The organism is Paraburkholderia kururiensis (assembly GCF_034424375.1).
GTDB classification, from domain to species: domain Bacteria; phylum Pseudomonadota; class Gammaproteobacteria; order Burkholderiales; family Burkholderiaceae; genus Paraburkholderia; species Paraburkholderia kururiensis_A.
This window is the reverse complement of the sequence record NZ_CP139965.1, coordinates 4,815,017-4,841,242: the sequence shown is the minus strand read 5'-3', so window position 1 is coordinate 4,841,242 and position 26,226 is coordinate 4,815,017. Positions and strand designations below refer to the sequence as shown.

At 67.3% G+C, this 26,226-nt stretch carries 24 protein-coding genes; 10 read left to right on the top strand and 14 right to left on the bottom strand.

The features are described 5' to 3' along the window. Nucleotides 1-61: 61 nt before the first annotated feature. The 4 genes from U0042_RS21770 to U0042_RS21755 form a co-directional block, all read right to left on the bottom strand. Nucleotides 62-568, bottom strand: a complete 507-nt coding sequence (locus tag U0042_RS21770) for a carboxypeptidase-like regulatory domain-containing protein (protein WP_114809184.1) — start codon at nucleotides 566-568, stop codon at nucleotides 62-64. 208 nt (nucleotides 569-776) lie between these two features. After that, nucleotides 777-2,270: a DegQ family serine endoprotease gene (locus U0042_RS21765; RefSeq protein ID WP_114809185.1), complete on the bottom strand. Its 1,494-nt coding sequence runs from the start codon at nucleotides 2,268-2,270 to the stop codon at nucleotides 777-779. A 183-nt stretch (nucleotides 2,271-2,453) separates the two neighbouring features. Further along, on the bottom strand, nucleotides 2,454-3,758 hold the full coding sequence (locus tag U0042_RS21760) for an ATP-binding protein (RefSeq protein ID WP_114809186.1): 1,305 nt from the start codon (nucleotides 3,756-3,758) through the stop codon (nucleotides 2,454-2,456). Between the two features lie 58 nt (nucleotides 3,759-3,816). Next, on the bottom strand, nucleotides 3,817-4,476 hold the full coding sequence (locus tag U0042_RS21755; protein WP_114809504.1) for a response regulator: 660 nt from the start codon (nucleotides 4,474-4,476) through the stop codon (nucleotides 3,817-3,819). Between the two features lie 257 nt (nucleotides 4,477-4,733). Here U0042_RS21755 and dacB point away from each other — a divergent pair, with 257 nt between their 5' ends. From dacB to U0042_RS21740, 3 genes are all read left to right on the top strand, one after another. After that, nucleotides 4,734-6,443: a D-alanyl-D-alanine carboxypeptidase/D-alanyl-D-alanine-endopeptidase gene (gene dacB / locus U0042_RS21750; RefSeq protein ID WP_114809187.1), complete on the top strand. Its 1,710-nt coding sequence runs from the start codon at nucleotides 4,734-4,736 to the stop codon at nucleotides 6,441-6,443. Between the two features lie 271 nt (nucleotides 6,444-6,714). After that, a complete protein-coding gene (locus tag U0042_RS21745; RefSeq protein ID WP_114809188.1) occupies nucleotides 6,715-7,662 on the top strand; it encodes a sterol desaturase family protein in 948 nt (315 codons plus the stop codon). Nucleotides 7,663-7,793: 131 nt separating this feature from the next. After that, on the top strand, nucleotides 7,794-8,942 hold the full coding sequence (locus U0042_RS21740) for an SGNH/GDSL hydrolase family protein (RefSeq protein WP_114809189.1): 1,149 nt from the start codon (nucleotides 7,794-7,796) through the stop codon (nucleotides 8,940-8,942). Nucleotides 8,943-9,116: 174 nt separating this feature from the next. Here the strand turns inward: U0042_RS21740 and U0042_RS21735 are convergent, their stop codons facing one another. The 6 genes from U0042_RS21735 to pyk all read right to left on the bottom strand — a co-directional run bounded on the left by U0042_RS21735 (nucleotide 9,117) and on the right by pyk (nucleotide 16,151). Continuing rightward, nucleotides 9,117-10,175, bottom strand: coding sequence for an L-threonylcarbamoyladenylate synthase (locus U0042_RS21735; protein ID WP_114809190.1), 1,059 nt, complete (start codon nucleotides 10,173-10,175; stop codon nucleotides 9,117-9,119). Between the two features lie 14 nt (nucleotides 10,176-10,189). Then, nucleotides 10,190-11,401 carry a 5-(carboxyamino)imidazole ribonucleotide synthase gene (locus tag U0042_RS21730; protein WP_114809191.1) on the bottom strand — a complete coding sequence of 404 codons (1,212 nt, stop codon included), beginning with the start codon at nucleotides 11,399-11,401 and terminating at the stop codon, nucleotides 10,190-10,192. A 246-nt stretch (nucleotides 11,402-11,647) separates the two neighbouring features. Next, nucleotides 11,648-12,175: a 5-(carboxyamino)imidazole ribonucleotide mutase gene (purE, locus tag U0042_RS21725; RefSeq protein ID WP_114809505.1), complete on the bottom strand. Its 528-nt coding sequence runs from the start codon at nucleotides 12,173-12,175 to the stop codon at nucleotides 11,648-11,650. 32 nt (nucleotides 12,176-12,207) lie between these two features. Continuing rightward, nucleotides 12,208-13,098 carry a phosphoribosylaminoimidazolesuccinocarboxamide synthase gene (locus U0042_RS21720; RefSeq protein WP_114809192.1) on the bottom strand — a complete coding sequence of 297 codons (891 nt, stop codon included), beginning with the start codon at nucleotides 13,096-13,098 and terminating at the stop codon, nucleotides 12,208-12,210. A gap of 227 nt (nucleotides 13,099-13,325) precedes the next feature. Then, nucleotides 13,326-14,390 (bottom strand): class II fructose-bisphosphate aldolase, encoded by a 1,065-nt coding sequence (gene fba / locus U0042_RS21715; RefSeq protein WP_114809193.1) that lies wholly within the window; start codon nucleotides 14,388-14,390, stop codon nucleotides 13,326-13,328. A gap of 324 nt (nucleotides 14,391-14,714) precedes the next feature. Continuing rightward, nucleotides 14,715-16,151, bottom strand: a complete 1,437-nt coding sequence (pyk, locus tag U0042_RS21710; protein ID WP_017772813.1) for a pyruvate kinase — start codon at nucleotides 16,149-16,151, stop codon at nucleotides 14,715-14,717. Between pyk and U0042_RS21705 the strand changes: the two genes are divergently transcribed. Next, nucleotides 16,150-16,419: a hypothetical protein gene (locus U0042_RS21705; RefSeq protein ID WP_157977779.1), complete on the top strand. Its 270-nt coding sequence runs from the start codon at nucleotides 16,150-16,152 to the stop codon at nucleotides 16,417-16,419. The two genes, pyk and U0042_RS21705, sit on opposite strands and share 2 nt — an antisense overlap. Nucleotides 16,420-16,488: 69 nt before the next feature. On the opposite strand, the gene U0042_RS21700 is transcribed toward U0042_RS21705, so the two are convergent. The 3 genes from U0042_RS21700 to U0042_RS21690 all read right to left on the bottom strand — a co-directional run bounded on the left by U0042_RS21700 (nucleotide 16,489) and on the right by U0042_RS21690 (nucleotide 19,055). Next, on the bottom strand, nucleotides 16,489-17,688 hold the full coding sequence (locus U0042_RS21700) for a phosphoglycerate kinase (protein WP_114809194.1): 1,200 nt from the start codon (nucleotides 17,686-17,688) through the stop codon (nucleotides 16,489-16,491). 297 nt (nucleotides 17,689-17,985) lie between these two features. Then, nucleotides 17,986-18,309, bottom strand: a complete 324-nt coding sequence (locus tag U0042_RS21695) for an AzlD domain-containing protein (protein WP_114809195.1) — start codon at nucleotides 18,307-18,309, stop codon at nucleotides 17,986-17,988. Further along, a complete protein-coding gene (locus tag U0042_RS21690) occupies nucleotides 18,306-19,055 on the bottom strand; it encodes an AzlC family ABC transporter permease (RefSeq protein WP_114809196.1) in 750 nt (249 codons plus the stop codon). The genes U0042_RS21695 and U0042_RS21690 overlap by 4 nt, the downstream gene beginning before the upstream one ends. Before the next feature lie 344 nt (nucleotides 19,056-19,399). On the opposite strand from U0042_RS21690, the gene U0042_RS21685 reads away from it, so the two are divergent. The 6 genes from U0042_RS21685 (at nucleotide 19,400) to U0042_RS21660 (ending at nucleotide 24,138) form a co-directional block, all read left to right on the top strand. Further along, nucleotides 19,400-20,323, top strand: a complete 924-nt coding sequence (locus U0042_RS21685) for a branched-chain amino acid transaminase (RefSeq protein WP_114809197.1) — start codon at nucleotides 19,400-19,402, stop codon at nucleotides 20,321-20,323. Nucleotides 20,324-20,403: 80 nt separating this feature from the next. Continuing rightward, on the top strand, nucleotides 20,404-20,598 hold the full coding sequence (locus U0042_RS21680; protein WP_017772808.1) for a zinc-finger domain-containing protein: 195 nt from the start codon (nucleotides 20,404-20,406) through the stop codon (nucleotides 20,596-20,598). 176 nt (nucleotides 20,599-20,774) lie between these two features. Next, the gene (gene waaF / locus U0042_RS21675) at nucleotides 20,775-21,800 is read left to right on the top strand and encodes a lipopolysaccharide heptosyltransferase II (protein ID WP_114809198.1); all 1,026 of its coding nucleotides are present in this window, start codon (nucleotides 20,775-20,777) and stop codon (nucleotides 21,798-21,800) included. 172 nt (nucleotides 21,801-21,972) lie between these two features. Further along, on the top strand, nucleotides 21,973-22,419 hold the full coding sequence (locus U0042_RS21670) for a nuclear transport factor 2 family protein (protein WP_017772806.1): 447 nt from the start codon (nucleotides 21,973-21,975) through the stop codon (nucleotides 22,417-22,419). 71 nt (nucleotides 22,420-22,490) lie between these two features. After that, nucleotides 22,491-23,558, top strand: a complete 1,068-nt coding sequence (locus U0042_RS21665; protein WP_114809199.1) for a hydrolase — start codon at nucleotides 22,491-22,493, stop codon at nucleotides 23,556-23,558. Continuing rightward, nucleotides 23,551-24,138 carry a DUF2946 family protein gene (locus tag U0042_RS21660; protein WP_114809200.1) on the top strand — a complete coding sequence of 196 codons (588 nt, stop codon included), beginning with the start codon at nucleotides 23,551-23,553 and terminating at the stop codon, nucleotides 24,136-24,138. Before U0042_RS21665 ends, U0042_RS21660 begins: the two co-directional genes overlap by 8 nt. A 114-nt stretch (nucleotides 24,139-24,252) precedes the next feature. Here U0042_RS21660 and U0042_RS21655 read toward each other — a convergent pair whose 3' ends face one another. Further along, nucleotides 24,253-26,136 carry a M48 family metalloprotease gene (locus U0042_RS21655; RefSeq protein WP_232833223.1) on the bottom strand — a complete coding sequence of 628 codons (1,884 nt, stop codon included), beginning with the start codon at nucleotides 26,134-26,136 and terminating at the stop codon, nucleotides 24,253-24,255. Between the last annotated feature and the right edge of the window lie 90 nt (nucleotides 26,137-26,226).

Genomic DNA, 26,226 nt, shown 5'->3' with positions numbered 1-26,226 from the left:
ATCGACGAAAGTTAAATCGGCTGCGCGACGTTCATGCGCGCAGCCGCACGAATCAGCGCACCTACTGGGTGTTCCAGTGGAAGCCGGCGCGAGCCGTGCCCTTGGCCGGGACCGTCACGGCGCTCACCTTTTCCTCGCCGTTGTAGCTCGCATGCACGGTGTAGCGGCCGGGACGTACGCGCACCAGCATGAACGGCCCGCGCGACGTGGTGGAAAGCGCTTCGCCGCCGTGCGAATCGACGATGCGTACGTGCACGTCTGCGAGGTAGTCGGCGGTGGGGCCGGTGAAGCGCAGGGCGAGTGGCCACTGGCTCTGCGCGCGCTCGAGCGCCTTGGACTCGTCGAGCCCCACGCCGCCCGAAACGAACGACACGTCACCCTGCTGCTGGACTTGCGGTAGACCGCCGCCGTTGGTGTTGCCGGCGCTGGTGTTGTCGGTGGTGCTTCCACCTGTCACGTCGCTGGCCTGGGCCCAGGCGTGGCTGGCAAAGCCGCCTGACGCAACGACGGCGAACGCCGCTGCGGCCGCCACGGTGGCAAAGGATCGTAGTGCGCGTCGGGTATTCATCTTTTACGCTCCTGACGTGGTTGTTGGCTTCAGCCCGACATTGCCGCACACGGCATGCCCGGCCCCTGGCAAAAACCTTACGTTGAACCGACCGGCGGCTCGCCGGCCGGGTTCCCGAAGCGCTGCGGGAAGATGTAACGCGGTGCAACGGACAGGCGTATCGCGGTGGCGATTGCCCGGTCCCACCTCGCCGATGAGGCTTGCCGCCTCAGCTCAGATCGACCGGCACGAAAATCTGCGCGTCGTCGCGCTGGATCAGCAGCGCGATGCTGCTGCCGGCCTGAGCCACCATCTGCTTCAACTGCTCGACCGAGGTCACGGGCCGGCCGTTCACGGCGAGAATCACGTCGCCCGGCTGGATGCCGGCGCTCGCCGCCGCGCCGCCCGCCTGCTGCACGAGCAGGCCGTGCGTGAGCGACGTGCCGCTCTTTTCCTGCGGCGTGAGCGGACGCACGGCGACGCCCAGGCGGCCCTGCATCTGCGGCGTGGAATCGTTCGATGCCACCTTCGTGTCGTTCAGCGTGCCGATGGTCACGCTGAGGTCCTTGGTGCCCTTGTCGCGCCACACCTGGATGTCGGCCTTCGTGCCCGGCTTGATGCCCGCGATCTGCGACGGCAGGTCGGACGAGTCGGTCACCGGCGTGCCGTTCACCGAAAGGATCACGTCGCCGGGTTGCAGGCCCGCCTTCGCAGCCGGGCCGCCCGGGTCCACCGAGCTCACCAGCGCGCCCTGCGGCTTTTGCATGCCGAACGAGTTGGCGAGCGTCTGGTTCATCGACTGCACCGACACACCCAGCCGGCCGCGGCTTACGTGGCCCGTCTTCACGAGGTCGTCCTTGACCTTCATCGCCTCATTGATCGGGATAGCGAACGAAAGGCCCTGGAAGCCACCCGTCTGCGAATAGATCATCGAGTTGATGCCGATCACTTCGCCCTGCAGATTAAACAGCGGGCCGCCCGAGTTACCCGGATTCACGGGCACGTCGGTCTGAATGAACGGCGTGTAGTTCTCGTTGGGCAGCGAGCGCGACTTCGCACTGATGATGCCCGACGTCACGGTGTTGTCGAAGCCGTACGGCGAGCCGATGGCCACCACCCACTGCCCCACCTTGCTCTGGCGCGGGTCGCCGATCTTCACGGTGGGCAGGTTCTTCGCATCGATCTTGAGCACGGCCACGTCGGACTGCTTGTCCGCGCCGATCACCTTCGCGCGGAATTCGCGCTTGTCGGTGAGCTTGACCGTCACGACGTTCGCGCCGTCCACCACGTGCGCGTTGGTGAGAATGTAGCCGTCGTTGCTGATGATGAAGCCCGAACCGAGGCTCGTGCTCGGCACGTCGGCCTGGTCGCCGCCGTCGTCGCCTTGCATGCCGGGCATGTTGCCGTAGAAGTGGCGGAAGAACTGATAGAACGGGTCGCTCGGGTCGATGGGCAACTGCATGTTGCCGCCGCGCTGCGCGGTATGCCGCACGACGTGCTTGGCGCTGATGTTCACCACCGCCGGCCCGTAGGTTTCCACGAGGCCGGAGAAATCCGGAATGCCGGTTTTCGCGGCGGCTTCGGCCGGCATCAACGCGGCGGCTTGTGCGGGCGTGATGACCTGAGGCGGCGTCACGTTGCGCTGGCCCGCGACATAGCCCGCCGACAATGCGACGGCAACTGCCACGGCAACGGCACTGCGGGTAAGAATCTTGGCTTTCATTGCAGGGGCTCCTGTCGAGAGGAATGCTTTTTGATGTCTCGAAGCGTAAGGCGTATCGCTTAAAGGAGTCTTAAAGCATTCCCGGGCTGGGAGCCGCTTGCAGACTGGCGCGGACGGCTTTCGCGAGCCGCGCCGCATACGGCCGGCGCAGCGGTCGCGCAGGCCTGCGACAGGGATGGTCGGTCAGAACCGCACGGTCACGAGCAGGCCGCCTGCGGGAGAGTCGCCGAGCGTGATCTCGGCGTCGTGCTGGCTCGCAATGCGCCGCACGATGGCAAGACCGAGGCCGCTGCCCGACACGTCGGTGCGCGCACGCGACTCGCCGGCGCCCACGCGATAGAAACGGTCGAACACGCGGGGCCGCTCTTCGGCGGGAATGCCGGGCCCGCTATCGGCGATACACACGACAGGATGGCCATCGGCAAGGCGTAGGCTCACGTCCACGCGCCCGCCGGCCGGTGTGTATTTGGTCGCGTTGTCGAGCAGATTGTTGAACATGACGCGCAGCGCTTCCGCATTGCCGTTGACGGTGGCCGGCACGCTGTCTTCGATGCCGAGGTCCACGCCGCGCTGCTGCGCAAGCGGCGCATACGCGGCCACGCAGTCGTCGAGCAAGCCATGCAGGTCGACCGTGCTCTGCGCCACCGCGCGATTGTCGGGCTCGGAGCGGGCCAGCGCGAGCAGTTGTTCCGCGAGCCGCGTGGCCCGCGTCACGCCCGCCTGCAGGTCCGCCAGCGATTCGCGGCGCGTTTCGTCGTCCTTTGCGCGCGCAACCAGTTGCGCCTGAATCTGCACGGCGGCAAGCGGCGTGCGCAGTTCGTGGGCCGCATCGGCGACGAAAGCGCGTTGCGTATCCAGCGCCTGGGCGAGCCGTTCGAGCAAGGCGTTGAGCGCGCGCACGAGCGGCTGCACTTCGTGCGGCAAACGCCCCTCGGGCAAGGGATCGAGCGCTTCCGGATGACGCGTTCCGAGCGCGCGCGTCACGCGTGCGAGCGGTGCCAGGCCGCGCCCCACCACCGTCCACACTGCGAGGCCCAGAAACGGCAGCAACACGATGAGCGGCCACAGCGTACGCAGCGCCACGTTCGCGGCAAGCCGGTTGCGCACCGAGATGGGCTGCGCAAGCTGCACCACGTTGTCCCCGACGATCGCGCCATACACGCGCCAGTCGCCGCGATCGGTGCGCTCGGTCGAGAAGCCGAGCTCGGCGCGCGGCGCAAGCGGCGCACGCGGATGCGAGTAGTACATGAGCACGCCGTTGCGATTCCAGATCTGCAGCACGATGCCCTCGTCGCCGGTGTCGCGCGAACCGAGAATCTGCGAGAACGGCTCGGACGGCAACGCGGCCGCAATCTCCTGCAACTGGTAGTCGAACAGCTCGTTGGCTTCGGCAAGCGCCTGGCGGTAAATCAGCCAGCCTGCGGCGCCCACCCCGGCCACTACGAGCGCGAGCAGCCAGAACAGCAATTGACGGCGAATCGAATGCATCGACCTGAGGGTTCCGTGGTTTCCGGTGGACGTGAAGAAGTGCGTGGAAGTGCGCCTGTCAGTCCTTCGCGATCATGTAGCCGAGGCCGCGCACGTTGCGGATCAGGTCGGCGCCAAGCTTCTTGCGCAAGGCATGGATGTAGACCTCGACGGTGTTGCTGCCGATCTCTTCGCCCCAGCCGTACATCTTCTCTTCGAGCTGGCTCTTCGAGAGCACGGCGCCCGGGCGTGCCAGCAGCGCCTCGAGCAGCGCGAACTCGCGCGCGGAAAGCGCAACGGGCGCGCCGTCTAGCGTCACCTGGTGCGCGGCCGGGTCGAGCGTGAGCGTGCCATGCCGGATCACGGACTCGGAACGACCCGACTGCCGCCGGATCAGCGCGCGCATCCGCGCCCCGAGTTCGTCCAGATCGAAGGGCTTGATCAGATAGTCGTCGGCGCCGGCGTCGAGGCCCTTCACGCGGTCGGCTACCGCGTCGCGCGCCGTCACGATCAACACCGGCAACGCGTTGCCCCGGGCGCGCAGGGTGCGCAGCACGTCGAGCCCGTCGCGCTTCGGCAGGCCCAGATCGAGCAGCAGAAGATCGTAAGGCTCGCCCGATACGGCCGAAAGCGCGGCCTCGCCGTCCTGCACCCAGTCGACCGCGAAGCCTTCGCCGCGCAACGCCTTGCGCACGCCCTCGGCGATCATGCGGTCGTCTTCCACTAGCAATATGCGCATGGTGATCGAAAAGAAACGGTGGCGTCGAGCCGGCACGCGGCGCGCGGCCGGTCTTGACGGATAGTCACGCATTCTAGCGCCCACGCCTGACGGTTGCGGGCAACTGCCGGCCACACGAAGGCGCCGGGCTTTTGACGCAGCGCGGCGGCATGTCTCTACAATGAGCGCTTCGTCCGAATGCCGGACCGCTCGCCTGCCGCACGCGCCAGCGCGTCGCCACAGCTCGCCGGTCCGCCGACTGCCCGATTTCGCCTTCCATGCCGCTCGCCCGCCTTGCCTCGCTCGTCGTCCTGTCTGCGCGCCGTGTGCTTCGCCATGACTCGCCACCACCCGCGCAGGCCCGTAGCGCTGCAAGTCAGCCGCGAACGCAACGCGAGCCGCTCGCGGCCCGCGCCCAGGCCTGCACGACGCTGCTCGCCGCGTGCGCGACTTGCGCGAGCTTCCTCGCCGCGACGCCTGCCGACGCGCGTCTCGCGAAGGCGAGGCATCCTTCGGTCAACGTCTCGACGGTGTTGCCGCCCTCGGTCATGGTCGGACTCGAGCGCGCCCGCGTGCCGCTCTCGTCCATCAGCGTCGTGATCGAGAAAGTGGGCAACCGCACGCCGGTCGTGGCGCTCAACGCGGCCGAACCGATGATGCCCGCCTCCACCATGAAACTCGTCACGACGTGGTCGGGCCTCTCGATTCTCGGCCCCGACTACCGCTGGCGTACGAGCGCCTACGCCGACGGTGAAGTCGACGCGAACGGCGTGCTGCACGGCAGCCTCTACATCCAGGGCACCGGCGACCCGAAGCTCGTGCCGGAAGAACTGATCGATCTCGTGCAGAAGATCCACAAGGCCGGTATCAACGGCATCGACGGCGCGCTCGTGCTCGACAAGCGTTTCTTCGACGCCTCCACGCGCGACCTGCCGCCCTTCGACGACGACGCCACGGCGCCCTACAACGTGGGCCCCGATCCGCTGCTCTACGCGTTCAAGTCGCTCTCGTTCACGCTGACGCCGTCGCCGGACGGCACCGTGGCCGTCGATGTACTGCCGGCCCTCGCGCAACTGCAGATCGACGACCGTCTGCGCGCTACGCGCGGCCCTTGCACGGGCGCCGCGTCGGCACTGGCGCCTTCCGTCGAGCCGGAGACCAACGGCACCGTGGCCGCCACCTTCGCCGGGGACTATCCGCTGCGCTGCGGCGCGCGCACGATCAACGTCGCGGTGCTCGATCACTCGGCGTTCTTCGCGGGCGGTTTTCTCGCCTTGTGGCGGCAGACGGGCGGCACGTTCACCGGACCGGACGGCGGCGCCGGCGCCATCCGCGAAGGCGCGGTGCCCGCGGGCGCGCGGCTCGTCGCCACGCACGAAGGTCCCATGCTCGCGGACATCGTTCGCGACATCAACAAGTTCAGCAACAACGTGATGGCGCGCAACCTGTTTCTCACCATCGGCGCGGTGACGAACAAACCGCCCGCCACGCCGGAGAAGTCGGCGCGCGCCATCGCGGCCTTCCTGCGGCGCAGCGGCCTCGACATGCCGGATCTCGCGATGCAGAACGGCTCGGGGTTGTCTCGCGACGAGCACATCAGTGCGCTCTCGATGGCCAATCTGCTGCAGGCCGCCAATGCGAGCCCCGTGGCGCAGCCGTTCGTCGAATCCCTGCCCGTGGCAGGCGTGGACGGCACCATGCGGCACCGCCTCACGGACCTGCCCGTGGGCGGCAACGCGCACATCAAGACCGGCACGCTGCGCGACGTACGCGCCATTGCGGGCTACGTAGCGGCCGCGGACGGCGAAACGTACGTGGTCGTCAGCCTCATCAACGATCCGCACTCCGAAGCGGCGCGCGCCGCTCACGACGCGCTGCTCGAATGGGTCTACCAGGGTATGCCGCAGACCACGTCCGTCGATGTGACCGAACACGCGAAGCGCCGCAAGGCGCCTGTTCGAACCGCTCCGCGGCGTGGCGCGCACTAGCCCCCGCTCCCGGCAATTTCTCGCCAATAACGGCTCGCGCCGGGCCCGGGTTCGCGTCGAAGAATCCCTCTAGCAAAGGCTCGCGCCGGGGGCGTGGGAGCGTGTACCCTGTCGGGCAGCACGCGGCAGCGGAGTTTTTCATAGCGCTTTTCGCCGTACCGGCAGCAGCCCTAGTCGTCGCACTTGCCGCCGCGTTTAAAACACGAAACCAACACGAGACCCGGCTTGCGCCGCCAGCGCGCAGGTCCGAGACCAGGAGGGAGACATTCTCATGCGGTTCGATGCCGAATTGCTTCTGCTCGCCATGGCGCCCGTCTTCGTGGGCTGCATCGGCTGGGAAGCCTGGCATCTGTCGCGCACGCGGCCGGGTAGCGGCATCTACAGCTGGCGCGACACGCTCTGCAACGCCGCGCTCGCGCTCATGCACCAGGCCGCCGACAAGGTGGCGTGGCTCTTCGTCATCCCCGTCTACGCGTTTTTCTACGCACATGTCAGGCTGTTCACGCTGGAGGCCGGCTGGGCTTCGTTCGTGCTGCTCTTCGTCGCTCAGGACCTGCTCTATTACGTGTTCCACCGCGCGAGCCATCGTGTGCGCTGGCTGTGGGCCGCGCACGTCGTGCATCACTCATCAGAGCGCCTCAACCTCTCCACCGCGTTCCGTCAGAGCCTGATGTACCCCGTCGCGGGCATGTGGGCATTCTGGATTCCGCTCGCGGTGCTCGGCTTCCCCCCATCGCAGATCGTCGCGATCGTGCTCGTCAATCTCGCGTTCCAGTTCTTCGTGCACACGCAGGCCGTCGGCAAGCTGGGCTGGCTCGAATACGTCTTCAATACGCCGTCGATTCATCGTGTCCACCACGCGCGCAACGACCGTTACATCGATCGCAACTACGCGGGCGTGCTCGTGATCTGGGACCGCCTGTTCGGCAGCTATGTGGCCGAAGATCCGGCGGAGCCGCCGGTCTACGGCATCGTCGAACCGCTCCACACGTACAACCCGCTCAAGGCGACGTTCCACGAATGGGCGTCGATGTTCGCGGATGCAGCGCGCATGAAGGGCTGGCGCAATCGCCTCAAGGCCCTGTTCGCGCCGCCTGCCTGGGCGGCACAATGGCATGCGGCGCGCGATGTCGCGCAGGAACAGGCGAACGCCGCAACAGGCATCTCGAGCGGAGCAGCGGGTTCGGGCACGAAAGCCGGCACCGTGCGCAACGCGTGAGCGAAGTATTCGAGGAGCAATCGAAGAGCAAGCGAGTTTCTGTAAGCGGGCGCCCGTCGTCGCAGATTCATCTGGCGGGACGCTGCGTGCACCACTGGCGCAAAGCCAACATACGAGGAGATGTAGTCAACATGAACCACAAGACAATTCAGCCGCAAAAACGGGCCAGCCGCGCACGCTTCGCGAAAGCCGCCATCGCCAGTGCCGCATTCGCACTGCTTGCCGCCTGCGGGGGTGGAGGCGGCGGCAGCAGTTCGTCGTCGTCCGGACCGGCGGGCGGCGTCACGCTTCAGGTCGTATCGTTCGGCGACAGCCTCTCCGACGTCGGCACGTATTCGCCCGTGATCGCGCTCGACTTCGGCGGCGGCCGCTTCACGACGAACCCCGGCGAAATCTGGACGCAGAAAGTCGCCGAGTACTACGGCGGCACGCTCACGCCGGCCTACCTGGGCGGCTTCGGCCAGCCGCTGCAGGCATCCACCGGCCTTGGCTACGCGCAGGGCGGCTCGCGCGTGACGGACCCGAACGGCATCGGCCACGCGCCCGCGGGCCAGCCCGACTATGCACAGGCCACCACGGTGCCGATCGTCACGCAGGTTCAGGAGTACCTCACGGCGCACACGAGCTTCAACTCGGGGCAGCTCGTGCTGCTGAACGGCGGCGCCAACGACATCTTCTACCAGGCCGGCGTCGTGCAGGCCGCCGTTGCTGCGGGCCAGAGCCAGTCCACCGCGGTCCAGCAGGCCGTGACCGCCGTCGGACTCGCGGCCACGCAGTTCGTGCAGAACGTCGTGGCGCCGGTGCTCGCCGCGGGGGCCACGCACGTGGTGGTCTCGAACGTGCCGGACATCGCGCAAACGCCGCAGGGCCTCTCGGGCGGCGCGGCGACCCAGCAACTCTTCGCCGGCCTCGTGACCGCGTACAACCAGACGCTCGCGGGCACGCTGCAGGCAACCGGGCTGATGAGCAAGGTGATCTTCGTGCAGGCCGACCAGTGGCAGGACGGCATTCAGGCCAACTATCAGGCCAACGGCTTCACGGTGTCGAACACCGGCACGGCCTGTAACCTGACCGCAATGGCCACGAATGCCGCGAAGTACGGCGTGAGCAATCCGCAGGCGTTCGCTTCGTCGTTGTTCTGCTCGCCGCAGACCTACACCGTCGCCGGCGCGGATCAGACCTACATGTACGCGGACACGGTCCACCCGACCACGCACCTGCACGCGCTCTTCGCGCAGCAGGTCGAGAAGCAGATCGCGGCATCGGGACTCGGCAAGTAAGACGCACGCCGATCGACGCCCGAGCAGCAAAAAGGCCCGGCCATTCAGATGGCCGGGCCTTTTTTCGTGCGCTTTTCGGGTTGCGTTCGGTTGTGTCTGGTTGAGCCCAATCGGGCTGTGGCTCGAAGCGCTGCTCCGCGATACAGCTCGCGCTGGTCGCGCTTATTCCTGCGCTTATTCCCGCGCGTCAAACGCCGCCGCGGCGCGTCCCAGTCGATCGTTCACGGCAATCCATTCGATGGTGTCGGGCAGCTTCTCGACGAGGATGCGCGCAACGTTGGCGCGGTCCAGCGCCCGCAACAAGCCGTACAGTTCCCGAGCGTAGGCATGCGGGTCCTCGGGCGCCGCCACGAAATGCACGCCTGCGGCCGTCGCCCACGCGCCTGCGCGGGACGCGCGGGCCACCAGCGCAACGGGTTCGTCCACAGTTCGCTGCGCGAGCAGCGCTTCGAGCGCGTCGAAGGGCAGCAGCACGAGCGGCGTGCGCGGCGCGTAGTGCGCCTTGAGCGTGCCCGAGGCGCGTGGCGCCGTGGCATCCGAACCGTCGGGCAAACGTGGCGCTTCGCCCAGCACGTCGGCGATCTCCTGCGGCGTGACGCGTCCGGGACGCAGCAGCGCCGGGAAGCCGCGCGAGAGATCGAGGATGGTCGATTCGATCCCCACGTCCGACGCACCGCCGTCCAGCACGTAGACGCTATCGCCGAATTCTTCGCGCACGTGCTGCGCGGTAGTAGGACTTACGTGACCGAAGCGGTTGGCCGACGGCGCCGCTACGCCGCCATGCCCGTGCCTGCGCGCCGAGAACGCCGTGAGCAGCGCCTGCGCAACCGGATGCGAAGGACAACGCAGCCCCACCGAATCCTGACCGCCGCTGACCGCGGCCGGAATGTGCGCGGCGCGCTTGAGGATCAGCGTGAGCGGGCCGGGCCAGAATGCGTCGATCAACTTCTGCGCGTCCGCGGGCAACGACTCCACCCAGAATGCGGGGTCGCCGCCCGGCGGCAGATGCACGATCACCGGATGATTGGCCGGCCGCCCTTTCGCCGCGTAAATGCGCGCGACGGCCTCGGGGTTCTGCGCGTCGGCGCCGAGGCCGTACACCGTCTCCGTGGGAAACGCGACGAGTTGCCCCGCGTCGAGCAACCACGCGGCGTGTTCGATCGCCTCGCGACTGACGGCGGGTTCCGCAGAGCGCGTCCCGGCAGAAGCGGCTGGCTTGTCTCGGTCCGGCATGATGTTCGGCCGCCTCAGCTGGTTGCGATGTGCAGCAGGCGAGCGCAGTCGCGTGCGGCGGTGCGGGCTTCGTCGAGCGTGGCCGCCGTGAAATTGATGTGGCCCATCTTGCGGCCTGGCCGCGCCTCCTCTTTGCCGTACAGATGCAGATGCGCAGCCGGCATCGCGGCCACTTCGTGCCACGGCGGCGTCACGGGCGCGCCAAGACCCTTGCCGCTCTTGGCGGCATCGGGGAACCACACGTCGCCGAGAATATTCAGCATCACCGCGGGCGAATGCTGGCGCGTGTCGCCGAGCGGCATGCCCGTCATGGCGCGCACCTGCTGCTCGAACTGGCTCGTCGCGCAGGCATCCACGGTGTAGTGCCCGGAGTTGTGCGGGCGCGGCGCCATTTCGTTGGCCACGAGCGAACCGTCTTCGAGCACGAAGAACTCGACGCACAGCACGCCGACATAGCCGAGCTTCGCGGCAATGTCGAGCGCTGCCTGCTGGGCCTGTTCCACGAGCTGCGGGTTCGCATCGGGCGCGGGCACGACGGTGTGCGAGAGCACGCCGTGCCGGTGCGTATTCTGCGCGAGCGGATAGACCGCGGTGGTGCCGTTTGCGCCGCGCGCGATCAGCGCCGACACCTCGAACTTCAGCGGCAGCCGCTTTTCCAGCACGCACGCGACGCCGCCCAGCGACGCGTGCGCTTCGCGCACGTCGTGGGCGCTTGCCACGCTCACCTGGCCCTTACCGTCGTAGCCGAGCCGCGCCGTCTTCAGAATGCCGGGCAGCACGGCTTCGAGCGCGGCATCGTCGATGGCGGCCAGCGCTTGCGACGACTCGATCACGACGTGCGGCGCCACCGGCACGCCGGCCGCCGCGATGAAGCGCTTTTCGGCGATGCGGTCCTGGGCCACGGCGACGCACCGGCCGGCCGGGCTCACAAACGTCGTGCGAGCGAGGAAGTCGAGGCTCGCGGCAGGCACGTTCTCGAACTCGGTGGAAACGGCCGCGCACAGGCGCGCCAGTTCGGTCAGCGCGGCTTCGTCGTCGTAGGCGGCACGCAGATGGCGGTCCGCGACGGAGCCCGCCGGGCTGCTTTCGTCGGGATCGAGCACCGCGACGCGATACCCCATCGCCTGGGCGGCAAAGCAGAACATGCGGCCGAGCTGGCCGCCGCCCACCATGCCGAGCCACGCGCCGGGCAGGATGGGGGAAACGGGTGCGTTGTCTGGATTCATCTCAGTGGTCGGTCACGGCCGGCGGCGCGACGCATCGTGCATGCGCGGCTGGCGGAAATGTAGGCTGTCGCGATCGCTCGAGGCACTCGCGGTGTGCTACCGCAAACGGCTGCAGCAACACGCGACGGAAACTTCCGCGGGACCGGCGTGGCTTCGAGCCACGCGGCGCCGGCCCCGCTTACTGCATGACAGCTCTCATTGCGCGCTCATTGCGCGCTCATTGCGCCCTTCGAGCGTCGGCGCGCATCAGAGCGCGGGCAACACCATCGCGTGCGCAGCCTGGTTCTGCTTCACGCGAAACGCCGCCAGCTTGTCCGCATACTCGGGCGAGGTGACGCTCAGAATCGACACCGCAAAGAGCGCCGCATTGGCCGCGCCCGCCTCGCCGATGGCGAAGGTTGCAACCGGCACGCCCTTGGGCATTTGCACGATCGAATGCAGCGAATCGACGCCCTTCAGGTACTTGCTCGCCACCGGCACGCCGAGCACCGGCACCGTGGTCTTCGCGGCGAGCATGCCCGGCAGGTGCGCCGCGCCGCCCGCGCCCGCGATGATCGCGGCGAGACCGCGCGAGCGTGCGCTTTCGGCGTAGGCGAACATTTCGTCGGGCATGCGGTGGGCGGACACCACCTTCGCTTCGTACGGCACGCCGAATTCCTGCAAGACCGCAACGGCGTGCTTCATGATTTCCCAGTCGGAACTCGATCCCATCAGCACGCCGACGATCGGCGCGGCATGCTGGTGGGCGTTCTGGGCTGGCTGGACTTCGCTCATCGTGCTGGCTTCCTCTGGCGCTTCGCGGCGGCTCACGCGAGCTTCTGGCCAGTCAGACGCTCCAGCGCCTCCTGGTACTTCTGCGACGTCTTCGCGATCACGTCGTCGGGCAGCTTCGGCGCGGGCGGTTCTTTCTTCCAGTCCTGGGTCTCGAGCCAGTCGCGCACGAACTGTTTGTCGAACGACGGCGGGTTCGTGCCCACCTGGTACTGGTCGGCCGGCCAGAAGCGCGAGGAGTCGGCGGTGAGCGCCTCGTCCATCAGGTAGAGCTTGCCGTGATTGTCGAGGCCGAACTCGAACTTCGTGTCCGCGATGATGATGCCGCGCGTGGCCGCGTAGTCGGCGGCTTCCTTGTACAGCTTGATCGAGATGTCGCGGATGGTGGCCGAAAGCTCGGTGCCGATGCGGCGCTCCATCTCGTCGTACGTGATGTTCTCGTCGTGGTGGCCCATTTCGGCCTTGGCCGCGGGCGTGAAGATGGGCTCGGGCAGCTTCTCGGCGTTGCGCAGGCCGGGCGGCAACTGCACGCCGCACACCGACCCGGTCGCCTGATAGTCCTTCCAGCCGCTGCCCGCCAGGTAGCCGCGCACCACCGCTTCCACGAGGATCGGCTCGAGGCGCTTCACGACCACCGCGCGGCCGCGCACCTGCTCGGCTTCGTCCGCGGCGACGACGCTTTCCGGCGCCACGTCCGTGAGGTGATTCGGCACGACGTGCGCGAGCTTCGCGAACCAGAAGTTGGCCATCTGGTTCAGCACGCGGCCCTTGCCCGGAATCGGCTCGCCCATGATCACGTCGAACGCCGAGAGGCGGTCGGTGGTGACGATCAGCAACTTGTCGTTGCCCACCGCGTAGTTGTCGCGGACCTTGCCGCGGCCGAGCAGCGGCAGCGAGCGGAGCGTGGATTCGTAGAGAGTAGACATCGTCGTGATTTGCAAAAAGTGGCGCCCGGGAGCTGGCGGAAACGGGGAAAAACCGAGGCTGTTCAAAAGCCAGACGCCGTTCCCACGGTCAGGCGGGAACGGCGGCACGGGTAACAACTGCGCGTGGCTGCGGGCCCTGCGGCCAGCCCACGCCAGGCGGCGAACCGTTGGAACGCCCAGCCGGGAGGCTGGACGCCCTGAATCAGGGCGCCGCCAAACGCCGTATTTTACCGGACGACCTGCGCCAGTTCGCCGGCGACATACTTCTGCGCCATCTTTTCGAGCGAAACGGGCTTGATCTTCGCGGCCTGACCTTCGCAGCCGAAGGCCAGATAGCGGTCCACACACACCTTCTTCGCGGCTTCGCGCGCGGGCTTCAGGTAGTCGCGCGGGTCGAACTTCGACGGATTCTCGGCGAAATAACGGCGAATCGCGCCGGTGATCGCGAGGCGCAGGTCGGTGTCGATGTTGACCTTGCGCACGCCGTGCTTGATGCCTTCCTGAATCTCTTCCACCGGCACGCCGTAGGTTTCCTTCATATCGCCGCCGAATTCGCGGATCTCGGCGAGCAGTTCCTGCGGCACCGACGACGAACCGTGCATGACGAGGTGCGTGTTCGGAATGCGCGCGTGAATTTCCTTGATGCGCTGGATGGAGAGGATGTCGCCCGTCGGCTTCTTCGAAAACTTGTAGGCGCCGTGCGAGGTGCCGATCGCGATAGCGAGCGCGTCGCACTGCGTGAGCTTCACGAAGTCGGCGGCCTGCTCGACGTCGGTGAGCAGCTGCTCGCGCGTCATCGTGCCTTCGGCGCCGTGGCCGTCTTCCTTGTCGCCCTTCATCGTTTCGAGCGAGCCCAGCACGCCCAGCTCCGCTTCCACCGTCACGCCGATCGAGTGCGCCATCTCCACCACCTTGCGCGACACGTCGACGTTGTACTCGTACGTGGCCACCGTCTTGCCGTCGGCTTGCAGCGAGCCGTCCATCATGACGCTCGTGAAGCCGCTGCGGATGGCCGTCAGGCACACCGCAGGCGACTGCCCGTGATCCTGGTGCATCACCACCGGAATGTGCGGATACGCCTCCACGGCAGCCTCGATCAGGTGACGCAGGAACGCTTCGCCCGCGTACTTACGGGCACCGGCGGACGCCTGCATGATGACTGGCGCGCCCACCTGGTCCGCCGCCGACATGATCGCCTGCACCTGCTCCAGATTGTTGACGTTGAATGCCGGCAGGCCGTAGCCGTTTTCGGCGGCGTGGTCCAGCAACTGACGCATTGATACGAGAGGCATGGTGTTACTCCTTTGATTTGAAACGAATCTGTCGTGCTGCCGGCCGTCTGTCGCGGCCGATCTGGGCGGGTTTCTCAACCGCCGCGGCGCGGTGGTGCGCGCTGCCGCTCATCTGAATATGGGCGATTTTATCGCGAAGCAATCGGCGTTCCGCCCGCGTGGGCGGTCGCGCGGGTCTGGAATGTGCGCTGGCTATCGCTTCGGGGCGACAGCCGCCCATCCCGCGGCGCTACAAGGAGCCGGGCGACGGGCGGTGGCGCGGCCTCTTTCGCGCCCTTCCTGTCCGCCCGTTCGCGGGGCTCCTTGCCCTTGTCACTACGATCTTCAGTACGGCGCGCCCACCCGCACGATCTTCAGCGTGTTCGTGCCGCCCGCCTGGCCCATCGGCTCGCCCACGGTCAGCACGACCATGTCGCCGCGCGACGCAAAGCCCTTCGCCACGACGACTTCAAGCGCCTGCTGCAACGCGACATCGCGGTCGTGGCTGGTTTCGAGATGCAGCGGCGTGACGTTGCGGTACAGCGCCATCGCGCGCTCGCTACCCACGCGCGACGTGAGACCGAAGATGGGCACATGGGTCCAGTGACGCGAGAGCCACAGCGCCGTGGACCCCGATTCCGTGAGCGCGACGATCGCCTTCGCGCCCAGGTGGTAGGCGGTAAAGAGCGCGCCCATCGCGATGGACTGGTCAATGCGCGTGAACGTACGGTCGAGGAAATCCTTGTCGAGCTCGACGTGTTCGGACTTCTCGGCCTCGACGCAAATGGCGGCCATCGTCTCGATGGTCTGCACCGGATACTTGCCCGCCGCCGATTCGGCCGAGAGCATCACCGCGTCCGTGCCGTCGAGCACGGCATTCGCGACGTCCGAGACTTCCGCGCGGGTGGGCACGGGCGCGTGGATCATCGACTCCATCATCTGCGTGGCCGTGATGACGAGCTTGTTCGACTCGCGCGCCATGCGGATCATGCGCTTTTGCAACGCGGGCACCGCGGCGTTGCCCACTTCGACCGCGAGGTCGCCGCGCGCCACCATGATGCCGTCCGAGGCATCCAGAATGCCTTGCAGCGCCGGGATCGCTTCCGCGCGCTCGATCTTCGCGATCATCTTCGGCTTGAGCCCGTAGGGCGCGCCCGCGATGTTCGCGAGTTGGCGGGCCATCTCCATGTCGGTGGCGTTCTTCGGGAACGACACCGCGATGAAGTCCGCGCCCAGCGACATCGCCGTGCGGATGTCTTCCATGTCTTTCGCCGTGAGCGCCGGCGCCGAGAGCCCGCCGCCCTGGCGGTTGATGCCCTTGTTGTTCGACAAGTCGCCACCCACGCGCACCGTCGTGTGAATCTCGCTGCCGATCACGCGCACCACGTCGAGCACGATCAGGCCGTCGTTCAGCAGCAGCACGTCGCCGGGCTTGAGGTCGCGCGTCAGGTCCTTGTAGTCGAGGCCGACGCGCTCGTCGTTGCCAAGCTCGCAGTCTGCGTCGAGCACGAACGCGCTGCCTGGCACCAGCGTGGTCTTGCCCTTCTCGAACTTGCCCACGCGAATCTTCGGCCCTTGCAGGTCGGCCATGATGGCGACTTCGCGACCGGCCTGGCGCGCACACTCGCGCACGAATTCGGCGCGCTGGCGATGGTCGTCGGCCGTGCCGTGCGAGAAGTTGAGGCGCACCACGTCGAGCCCTGCCTGCATCATTTGCAGCAGGATCTCCGGCGTGCTGGAAGCCGGTCCGATGGTGGCGACAATCTTGGTGGCGCGATGCATGAAACTCCTCGTCTGGGTGAGATCACTAGGAAGTGCGCTGAGAGTCGGGCGTGCAGGCAATGCCGTTGCGGGCACCGCCGTGGGTTGCGCGCCGGTTCGGGCCGGCGTCGCTTTGTGTGTTGGTGTGGCGCTTGTGGCTGTCGTTGCCGTTGTTGCTGTCGTTGCGGGTTCTGCGAGCGCCTGCGTGACGGCGCCGGGGGCAGCCGCCGCGCGGGCGGTTTTCCTGGTCGATGACTTCGTGGATGAAGCTGAAGCGGTGCGCCCGTGAGCGGCGGCCGGGCGTGACACGCGCGTGCCGGCCGAAGCCGGCTTCGCTGCACGGGCGCGTGAGGCCATCTCAGGCCGCCGCGCGCGATTCGAGCACTTCGACGGCGGGCAGCTTCTTGCCTTCGAGGAACTCGAGGAACGCGCCGCCGCCCGTGGAGATGTAGCTGACCTTGTCGTGAATACCGTACTTGGCGATGGCCGCGAGCGTATCGCCGCCGCCCGCAATGGAGAACGCCGGCGAATTGGCGATGGCTTGCGCGAGCGTCTTCGTGCCGTTGCCGAACTGGTCGAATTCGAACACGCCGACCGGGCCGTTCCAGACGATCGTGCCGGCCTTCTCCAGCTGCGCAGCGAGCGTTTTCGCCGTTTCCGGTCCGATGTCGAGAATCATGTCGTCGTCGGCGACGTCCGCCACGGCCTTGATCTCGGCCTTCGCCGTGGCCGCGAATTCCTTCGCCGTCACGACGTCCACAGGAATGGGCACCGACGCGCCGCGCGCCTTCGCTGCCTCGATGATCGCCTTCGCTTCTTCGACCAGATCGGCTTCGGCCAGCGACTTGCCGATCTTCAGACCGGCCGCGAGCATGAACGTGTTGGCAATGCCGCCGCCCACGATCAACTGGTCCACCTTTTCGGCGAGCGACTTCAGGATGGTGAGCTTGGTGGAAACCTTCGAGCCCGCCACGATAGCGACGAGCGGGCGCTTCGGCGCGCCGAGCGCCTTGCCGAGAGCGTCCAGTTCCGCCGCAAGCAGCGGGCCGGCGCACGCCACCGGCGCGTATTTCGCGATGCCGTGCGTGGTGGCCTCGGCGCGGTGGGCGGTGCCGAAGGCATCGTTGACGTAGATGTCACAGAGCTTCGCCATCTTCTGCGCGAGCTCGTCCGAATTCTTCTTTTCGCCCTTGTTCACGCGGCAGTTCTCGAGCAGCACCACGTTGCCCGGCGTCACGTTCACGCCGTTCTCCACCCAGTTCGCGACGAGCGGCACGTCGCGGCCCAGCAGTTCGGCAAGTCGCTTCGCCACCGGCGCGAGCGAATCTTCGGGCTTGAACTCGCCTTCCGTGGGACGGCCGAGGTGCGACGTGACCATCACGGCCGCACCGGCGTCAAGCGCGGCGCGAATGGCGGGCACCGAGGCGCGGATGCGCGTGTCTTCGGTAATGTTGCCCGCGTCGTCTTGCGGCACGTTGAGATCGGCGCGGATGAAAACGCGCTTGCCGGAGAGCTTGCCTTCGGAGATCAGATCGGTGAGACGCAGTACCTGGTTCATGATTGACAGTGCGTTGATGGTGGGAAGGCGGTGGCGGACGACGTACAGCCCGGCGGTGGGCCATTCACGGCTTCGGACGGCTTCACGCAGTTTCGGGCAACCCGGCGCGCCTCGCATGGGGCGCACGATTTCAGGTGCCCTCGCGCAGCCGCGAGCCGCCGCACCGGCGTCTCGCTGCATCGATCCGCAAGAAGGCCATTTTAGCCGATAGCCATGTCGTTCTGAGACCGGCTGCGCCGCATGCCCCCTATTTGGGATCGCCCCGTATGACGCGGTGCAGCACGCGTTGCGGCCCAATTAGAACAGGAGACGCAGCGCCGTGAATGCCAGCATGCCGGTCACGATCGTGCCGAGCATGCTGCGTCGCCACAAGAACCACGCGAGCCCGGCGACGGTGGCGTAAAACTCGTGATTCGAAAGCGCGAACGAAAGACCTTCGGACGTCTCCAGCACGTCGGGCAGCACCACCGCGGCCAGCGCCGCAGCCGGCGCATAGCGCAGCGCGCGCTGCGCACGCTCGGGCAGCACCGTGCGCTCGCCGCCCAGCAGGAAGAGCGCGCGTGTAACGGCGGTGACGACCGTCATGCCCGCGATGACCCACCACATCTGTGTTGCGCTCATGACGAACTTCCCGTGCGGTCGTGGATGCGGCGCAGGTCCGCGCGCTCGATCAGCATGTCCGCCGCGGCGCCCGCCGCGAGCGCTGCCAGCACGGCAAGCGGCAGCGCGAGCCGGTACGGCAGGTCGAATGCGATCAGCGCGACGATGCCCGCGATCGTCACGGCGACAAGCGTGGAGCGCGTGGCAATGGCCGACACCATGATCGGAATGAGCGCGAGCGTGCCGGCGAGCGCAAGGCCCCAGTTATCCGGGATGAGGCTCGCGAGCAGAATGCCGGCCACCGACGACACCTGCCACGACAGCCAGCTCGCACCAGCCATGCCCCAGAAATACGCCTCCTTGCCCGGCACGTAGCCGTGCTGGAAGCTCTTTTTCTGGAACAGCAGAAAGATCACGTCGCCGTTGAAATAGCCGATCAAAACGCGCCGCCACAGCGGCAGATACGAGAAATGCGGCGCAAGCCCGGCGCTGAAGATCACGAAACGCGTGTTGACCATGGCCGCCGTGAGCAGCACGGTCCAGACGGGCAGCTTCGCGGCAAGCAGCGGCAGCACGGCCAGCTGCGACGAGCCCGCGTAGACGAGCAGCGACATGCCGAGCGCCTGCGGAACCGTCATGACCGACTTGCTCATCGCGATGCCCGTGACGAGCCCCCACGAGAAGATCGCCATCAGCGTGGGCGAGTAGGCGCGCAGGCCTTCCTTGAAGGCACGGCGATCGACTTCGGTGAAACGGGCGCAGGACATGAGGGAGCGGGAGCGGAGCGGGCGCCGCGCGAGACGGCGCAAGGTGCACGCGCGGCAGCGTTTCTGAGGGCGCCGTGTCTCGCAGCGCCCGCCCGCGCGTCGGAATTTGTCTTATGTGGACGCAGAATTATAGCGTCGGCAGCCGGCGAAATGCCCGTTCTTTGGGCAAAAGACGCTAAAATGGCCGTCTTCGCCGCTCGCCGGATACACGTGTCACGCTGTCGCGCCGCGCCTCACCGTTTGCAGGGGGCCGCTTGGGGTGCGCCCGCCGTGCCTTCCGCGCAAGGCGGCTTTGCGCAGCACACCGCAAGACACATTCGCAACCGCACCGCCTGGAGAATCGTATGTCAATGGCCGACCGCGACGGCAAGATCTGGATGGATGGCAAGCTGATCGAATGGCGCGACGCCACCATCCACGTGCTGACCCATACCCTGCACTACGGCATGGGCGTATTCGAGGGCGTGCGCGCCTACAAGACGGCCGACGGCAGCACCGCGATTTTCCGCCTGAAAGAGCACACGAAGCGCCTGCTGAACTCGGCGAAGATTTTCCAGATGGACGTGCCGTTCGACCACGAAACGCTCGCGGCCGCGCAATGCGAAGTGGTGCGCGAGAACAAGCTCGAGTCGTGCTACCTGCGCCCCATCATCTGGGTCGGCTCGGAAAAGCTCGGTGTCTCGGCAAAAGGCAACACCATCCACGTGGCCATCGCGGCCTGGCCGTGGGGCGCCTACCTCGGCGAAGACGGCATCAGGAAGGGTATCCGCGTGAAGACGTCGTCGTTCACGCGCCATCACGTGAACATCTCGATGGTTCGCGCGAAGGCGTCGGGCTGGTACGTGAACTCGATTCTCGCCAACCAGGAAGCCACCGCCGACGGCTACGACGAAGCGCTGCTGCTCGACGTGGACGGCTACGTCTCCGAAGGCTCGGGCGAAAACTTCTTCCTCGTGAACAACGGCAAGCTCTACACGCCGGACCTTTCGTCGTGCCTCGACGGCATCACGCGCGACACGGTGATCCGTTTCGCGAAAGACGCCGGCATCGAGGTCATCGAGAAGCGCATCACGCGCGACGAGGTGTACATCGCCGACGAAGCCTTCTTCACGGGCACCGCCGCCGAAGTCACGCCGATCCGCGAACTCGACAACCGCACCATCGGCAGCGGTTCGCGTGGACCGATCACGGAAAAGCTCCAGTCGATGTTCTTCGACGTCGTCTCGGGCAAGAACGCCCAATACGCAGACTGGCTCACGAAAATCTGACGCAGGCCCACAGCGGCGCCGCGCGCCTTCGACGCGCCGCCGGCTGTGACCCGGCTACAGCAACAACGAGAAACGTCCCCATGAGTGAAATCAAGGAAATGCCGCTGGTCGAACTGTCGGCAAAAGATCTTCCGGCGTACTGCCCGAACCCGTCGATGCCGCGCTGGAGCACGCATCCGCGCGTTTTCATCGACGTGACCCACGGCGAAGCACGCTGCCCCTACTGCGGCACGCGCTACAAGCTGCGCGACGGCGAGGTCGTGAAGGGCCACTGAAGGCTCGCCTAAGGGTGCGCTGAGGCGTCCCGCCGGCCGCCCGGCCCGCACGGCTGTGCCGCGGGCTTCGCGCGGAAGTCGCGCACTGCCCGCGGCCCACACCCGCGCTCTTCCTGTTACCCACGCGCCGCACCTTCAAGTGCGGCGCGTTTGCTCATTTCCGGATACTTCTACCGATGCGCCGCGCGCTCGTTATCGCACCGAACTGGATTGGTGACGCATTGATGGCGCAGCCGCTTCTCTCGCGGCTCGTGAAACTGCATCCGCGCCTCCAGATCGATGCCGTCGCGCCCACGTGGGTCGCGCCCGTGCTTGAGCGCATGCCCGAGATTCGCGACGTCTACGCCACCGACCTCGCCCACGGCAAGCTGCAGATGCTGCGCCGCTGGCAACTGGCGAGCGACCTGCGCGACGTGGGTTACGACGCCGCCTACGTCCTGCCGAACTCGTTCAAGTCGGCGCTCGTGCCATGGCTCGCGCACATTCCGCTGCGCATCGGCTATACGGGCGAGAGCCGCTACGGGCTGCTCAACGTGCGCCACGCGAATCCGCGCAAGGAGGAGCGTCCGCCCATGGCCGCTCACTACGCCGCGCTCGCCTACGCGCCAGGCGCGAAAGTGCCCGACGACCTGCCGATGCCGCGGCTCGAATCGGACCTGAACGAAGCCTCGCGCGTCTCGGCGCGCTTCAATCTGGACACGCGCGTGCCGCTCGTCGTGTTCTGCCCCGGCGCCGAGTACGGCCCCGCCAAACGCTGGCCGCCCGAGCATTTCGCGGCGCTCGCGCAGATCATCGCCCAATCGTTTCCGTACACGCAGATCGTAGCGCTCGGCTCGCCCAAAGACGCCCCGCTCGCCCAGGCCATTGCCGACCAGGCGCCGAACGTGCGCAACCTGTGCGGCCAGACGGCGCTGGGCGAGGCGTGCGCGCTGATTTCGCGCGCGAGCGCCGTGGTGACCAACGACTCCGGGCTGATGCACGTGGCCGCTGCGCTGCGCCGCCCGCTCGTGGCCGTGTACGGGTCGACCGATCCGCGCCACACCCCGCCCCTCTCGGAGCTCGCGAAGGTACAATGGCTCCATCTCGAATGTAGCCCCTGTTTTCAGCGCGAATGTCCGCTCGGCCACCTGAACTGCCTGCGTCAGCTCAGCGCCGAACAGGTTTTCAGCGATCTGCGCGGCATGCTGCTCGCGCAGCGCTAGCGGCGAGCAGCCGCAATGGGGACCGGGCCGCGGCGCGGCCGTGTCCCGAGGCAATCACCGGTCGTATCGTGCCAGCGTCATGTTCGCGTCTCGCAGCGCTGGCATGCTCGCGGCTGGCCCGCTGACCGCCGCCCGCAACCCACGCGCCCTCTGCGCACACGAACGACGAGCCATGCCACGTTTTGCCCACATCTTCGAAGCTGCTGCCGATACCCTCAACGCCTGGTACCAGGCCGTCGCGGAAGTCAACATCGACAGCCTGATGGGCATGTGGATCGATGAAGAGTTCGTGAGCTACATCTGCGCAGACGGCTCGCATCTGCACGGGCTCGACGCCATCCGCACGGGCCTCGCGGCGCAGCTGGGAGCCCAGCCGGTTTCCATCGAACCGCTCGACGTGCGCGTCTACGACAGCCTCGGCACCGTGGTCTACGCAATTGCGGAAGCCCACCGGCCGGCCGATCCGGTCGCCACGCCGCAAATGGTCTTCACGACCTACGTGATGGTTCACGAACGCGGCGAATGGCGCATGGCGCACATCCACGCGAGCCGCATGCCCGACGACGCCGCCAGCCAGTTCGCCGCAAAAATGCGCCACGGCCAGGGCGCGCTGCACTGAGCGCCACCGGGCGTCACAGAGCTGCGGCACCCGCATTCGTCCACGGCGCCGCCGCAAGCACCACGAGCACGATGCGCGACCCCGCTTCCGCTACCAGCAACACCTCCGGCACGGCGTTGCCCGCCAAGGGGCTCGAGCCGTCTCTCACGGCAGGAACCGCCGCAAGCGACTATCGCGCGCCCTTCTGGCTGCCGGGCGGCCATGCCCAGACCATCGTTCCTGCGTTGTTTGCGCGCCTGCCTGCCGTCACGTACCGGCGCGAACGCTGGGATACGCCGGATGGCGACTTCATCGAACTCGACTGGCTCGACCATGGCAACGCCGCGCCCGTTGCGGCGGACGCCCCGCTCCTCGTGCTGTTCCACGGCCTGGAGGGCAGCTCCGCCTCGCATTACGCGCGCGCCATGACGGCCGCGGCGCGCGAGCGCGGCTGGCGTGCCGTGGTGCCCCACTTCCGTAGCTGCAGCGGGCCGCTGAACCTGATGCCGCGCTTCTATCACCTCGCCGATTCGAGCGAGGTCGACTGGGTGCTGCGGCGTCTGCGTCGGCAGCATCGCGGGCCGCTCGTGGCCGCGGGCGTCTCGCTGGGCGGCAACGTGCTGCTGCACTGGCTCGGCGAGCGGCGTGAAGATGCAGCCATCGTGACCGCTGCCACGGCAATCTCGGCGCCGCTGGACGTCCACGCGGGCGGCAAGATGCTGGCCGAAGGCTTCGGCATGATCTACACGCGCAGCTTCCTGAAAACGCTGAAGGTGAAGGCCCAGCAGAAACTCGCGCAATATCCGGGGCTCTTCGACGGCTACGCCATGCTCAGCGCGCGCAACATGTACGAGTTCGACGACGTGGTCACCGCGCCGCTACACGGCTTTCGCAACGCCGACGACTACTGGACGCGCGCCACGGTACGTCCCTTGCTGGGCGAGATCAAGGTACCGACGCTCGTGCTCAACGCGCGCAACGATCCGTTTCTGCCCGGCACCGCGTTGCCCGCGCAGAAGGACGTAGCTGCGGCGGTTCGGCTCGAGCAGCCGCTGCACGGCGGCCACGTCGGCTTCATGACCGGGCCGTTTCCGGGCCGCTACGGCTGGCTCGCCACGCACGTGCTGAGTTATCTCGAATCGTTCGTCGATCATGGATGACATCGTCAAACAGGCGCTCGCGCGCTGGCCCAACGTCCCGCACTGCACGGGGTGGCTGCTGCTCGACGCGCGCGGTCAATGGCGCATGCGCGACGAGGCGGCCCAGGCCCACGGCGCACCCGGCGACCCGATCCGCCACGCGGCGCTGCTCGGCTTCATCAACCGCAATTACGCCAGCGACGAAAAGGGCCAGTGGTTCTTCCAGAACGGGCCGCAGCGCGTCTACGTCGAACTCGGCTACACGCCGTGGGTGGTGCGGCTTCACTGCAATACGGACGGCACGCTCGTGCTCACCGACCAGACGGGCTCGGCCTTCGAGCCCGCCGCAGTGTTCATCGACGACACGGGCGGCGTGCTCTTTTCGGACGCATCCGAACCGCCGCGGGTCGCCGTGCTTCACGACCACGATCTGGAGCTGTTCTCCACGCACGCCACCCTCACCGATGAGGGTGCGAGCGGCACATTCCACTGGCGTGCCGACAAGGCGCTGACGCTGCAGCCGATCTGCCGTGACGAGGTGGCCGCGAAGTTCGGGTTCGTCGCCAGTCCCGCGGATGCCGAAAAGCAGGGGCGGATTTAGCCGGCGTGCGGGACTGCCACTTCTGAGCCGGGCCCCATCGTTGGAGCAGGGTGAGCGATCAGGCAGAGCAACGCAGCGGATCAGCGAAGCCGTCTTCCCACACCCTTCCCTTCGTCAACCGTTCTTCTTCTCGTCCTCGCGCTCTTCCTTGTAGCGCGCCTCGAAGTCGTGCAAGCGGGCATCGATGGTCGCAAGGTCGTAGTAGCCCACCGATTTCAGATCGCGTGCCTCTTTCAACTGGCGGATGGCCGAAGGCCAGGCGCCTTCCAGCGCGAACTTCTCCGCGAGCGCGCGATGCTGCGTGAGCGCGTCACCCGTTCCCACGCTCGCCTGCGCGAGATAGAACCACCATGCAGGCTGCCCCGGCTCCGCTTTCGTTTCGCTCGCGGCGAGCTCCTGGGCGTCAGCGAAACGGTGCGCCGCGAGCAGCGCCTTGAGCCGCGCGTCCACGGCCGCATGCGACGCCGGCCACGCGCGTTGAGCGGCGGCCGCGAGCTTCAACGCCTCATCGTTATGGCCGGCATGACTTGCGATTTCGACGGCAAGCACGTCGAGGCTAGGCGAGCTGTGCGTCGTGTCGCCCTCCTGTGCCTCGAACGACGCGAACGCCTTGCGCGCGTTCGCGAGCGATGCGGCGGCCGCATCGTACAGCTCGAGTTGCAGTTGCGCGTAGGCCATGCCATACCAGTTCGACGCCACGTTGACGGCCGTGCGGTCCTCGATCTCGGAGCGCAGCCGGGCGACGGCGTCGGCGTAATCGCTGCGCGATCGGTCCTGCATGACGCGCACGCGCGCCCTCACGAACCCGTATTCCGCCGACTGACGCGGCTGCCGATACGGCGAGCGGCGCGCGCGGTCCTCCATGTCGGCGATGCGCTCCACGGTGAGCGGGTGCGTGCGCGCGTAGGCCGGCACGCCCGTGTCGCCCATCGCCGAACGATCGAGCCGCTCGAAGAAGGTGACCATGCCGTAGGGATCGTAGCCGGCGCCCGTGAGCAGACGAAAGCCGACGCGGTCCGCTTCGCGTTCCGCAGAACGCGAAAAGCGCAGTTGATTGTCGACCGCATACGCCTGGCCGCCCAGCACGATGGCGCTGCCCAGATCGCCGCTGCGCGCCAGCACGCCGGCGAGCACGCCGAACAGCGTCGCAGCGAGCGCCGCGTAGCCGCTACGCTCGTTGGCGGCGAGCATGCGGGCGATGTGCCGCTGTAGCACGTGGCCCATCTCGTGCCCGATCACGGACGCCAGTTCGGACTCCGTCTGCGTCGTGGCAATGAGCCCGGTGTTCACGCCAATGAAGCCGCCCGGCATGGAAAACGCGTTGATCTGGCCGTCGCGCACGGCGAAAACCTCGAAGTCCGGCCGGTAGCCCCCGATGAACTGATCGCTCGCAGCCGACGCGAGTTTCGCCGCGACGGCGTTCAGGTAGTCGGTGACGAGCCAGTCGTCGACGTAGTCGGGGTCGCGGCGAATCTCGCGCATGACGCGCTCGCCCAGCTTTCGTTCGGCGTCGGGGGAAAGCGAGCCGCCGGAGCCGTCGCCGAGGTCCGGCAGTTGCTGATACCAGGTCGGCGCACGCAGGCTGGCGTTGGCGCCAGGCCGGCCCGAAAGGCGCGCCTGCGCGCCGCCATAGGTGCCGAATACGCCCTGCGCAATATCGGGCGGCACAAGCGGTTCGGCATAGCTCGCGGACAGCGCACTTTCGAGCGGCGGTTCGCTGGAGACGACGGCTTCGCGAGGAAGGGCGTTGCCGAAGGTGAGGCTACCCTGCGCGGCTGGGCGTGCGGCCGGAGGGGTGCCGGTGGGCGTACTGGCGGCAATGGCAGCGGCGGTGGCGGCGGACCCGCTGGTTCGTGTCGCGGCGCGGGCATCGGAGGCGCCGCCGGCCGACTGAACCGACGCGCCAGGCACAACGACGGGTTGCGCCTGCACGAACATGCCCGGCGGTACCGCAAGGGCGGCACACAACCATGCTGCAAGGAGCCTGTGTGGACGCATTGGCAATGTTCGATGGAACCGGCCCGGCGCGTCGCCGCGAACAACGATGCGGCATGAAATCGCGGTGCGCTTTCACGAGCATGTTCGCTC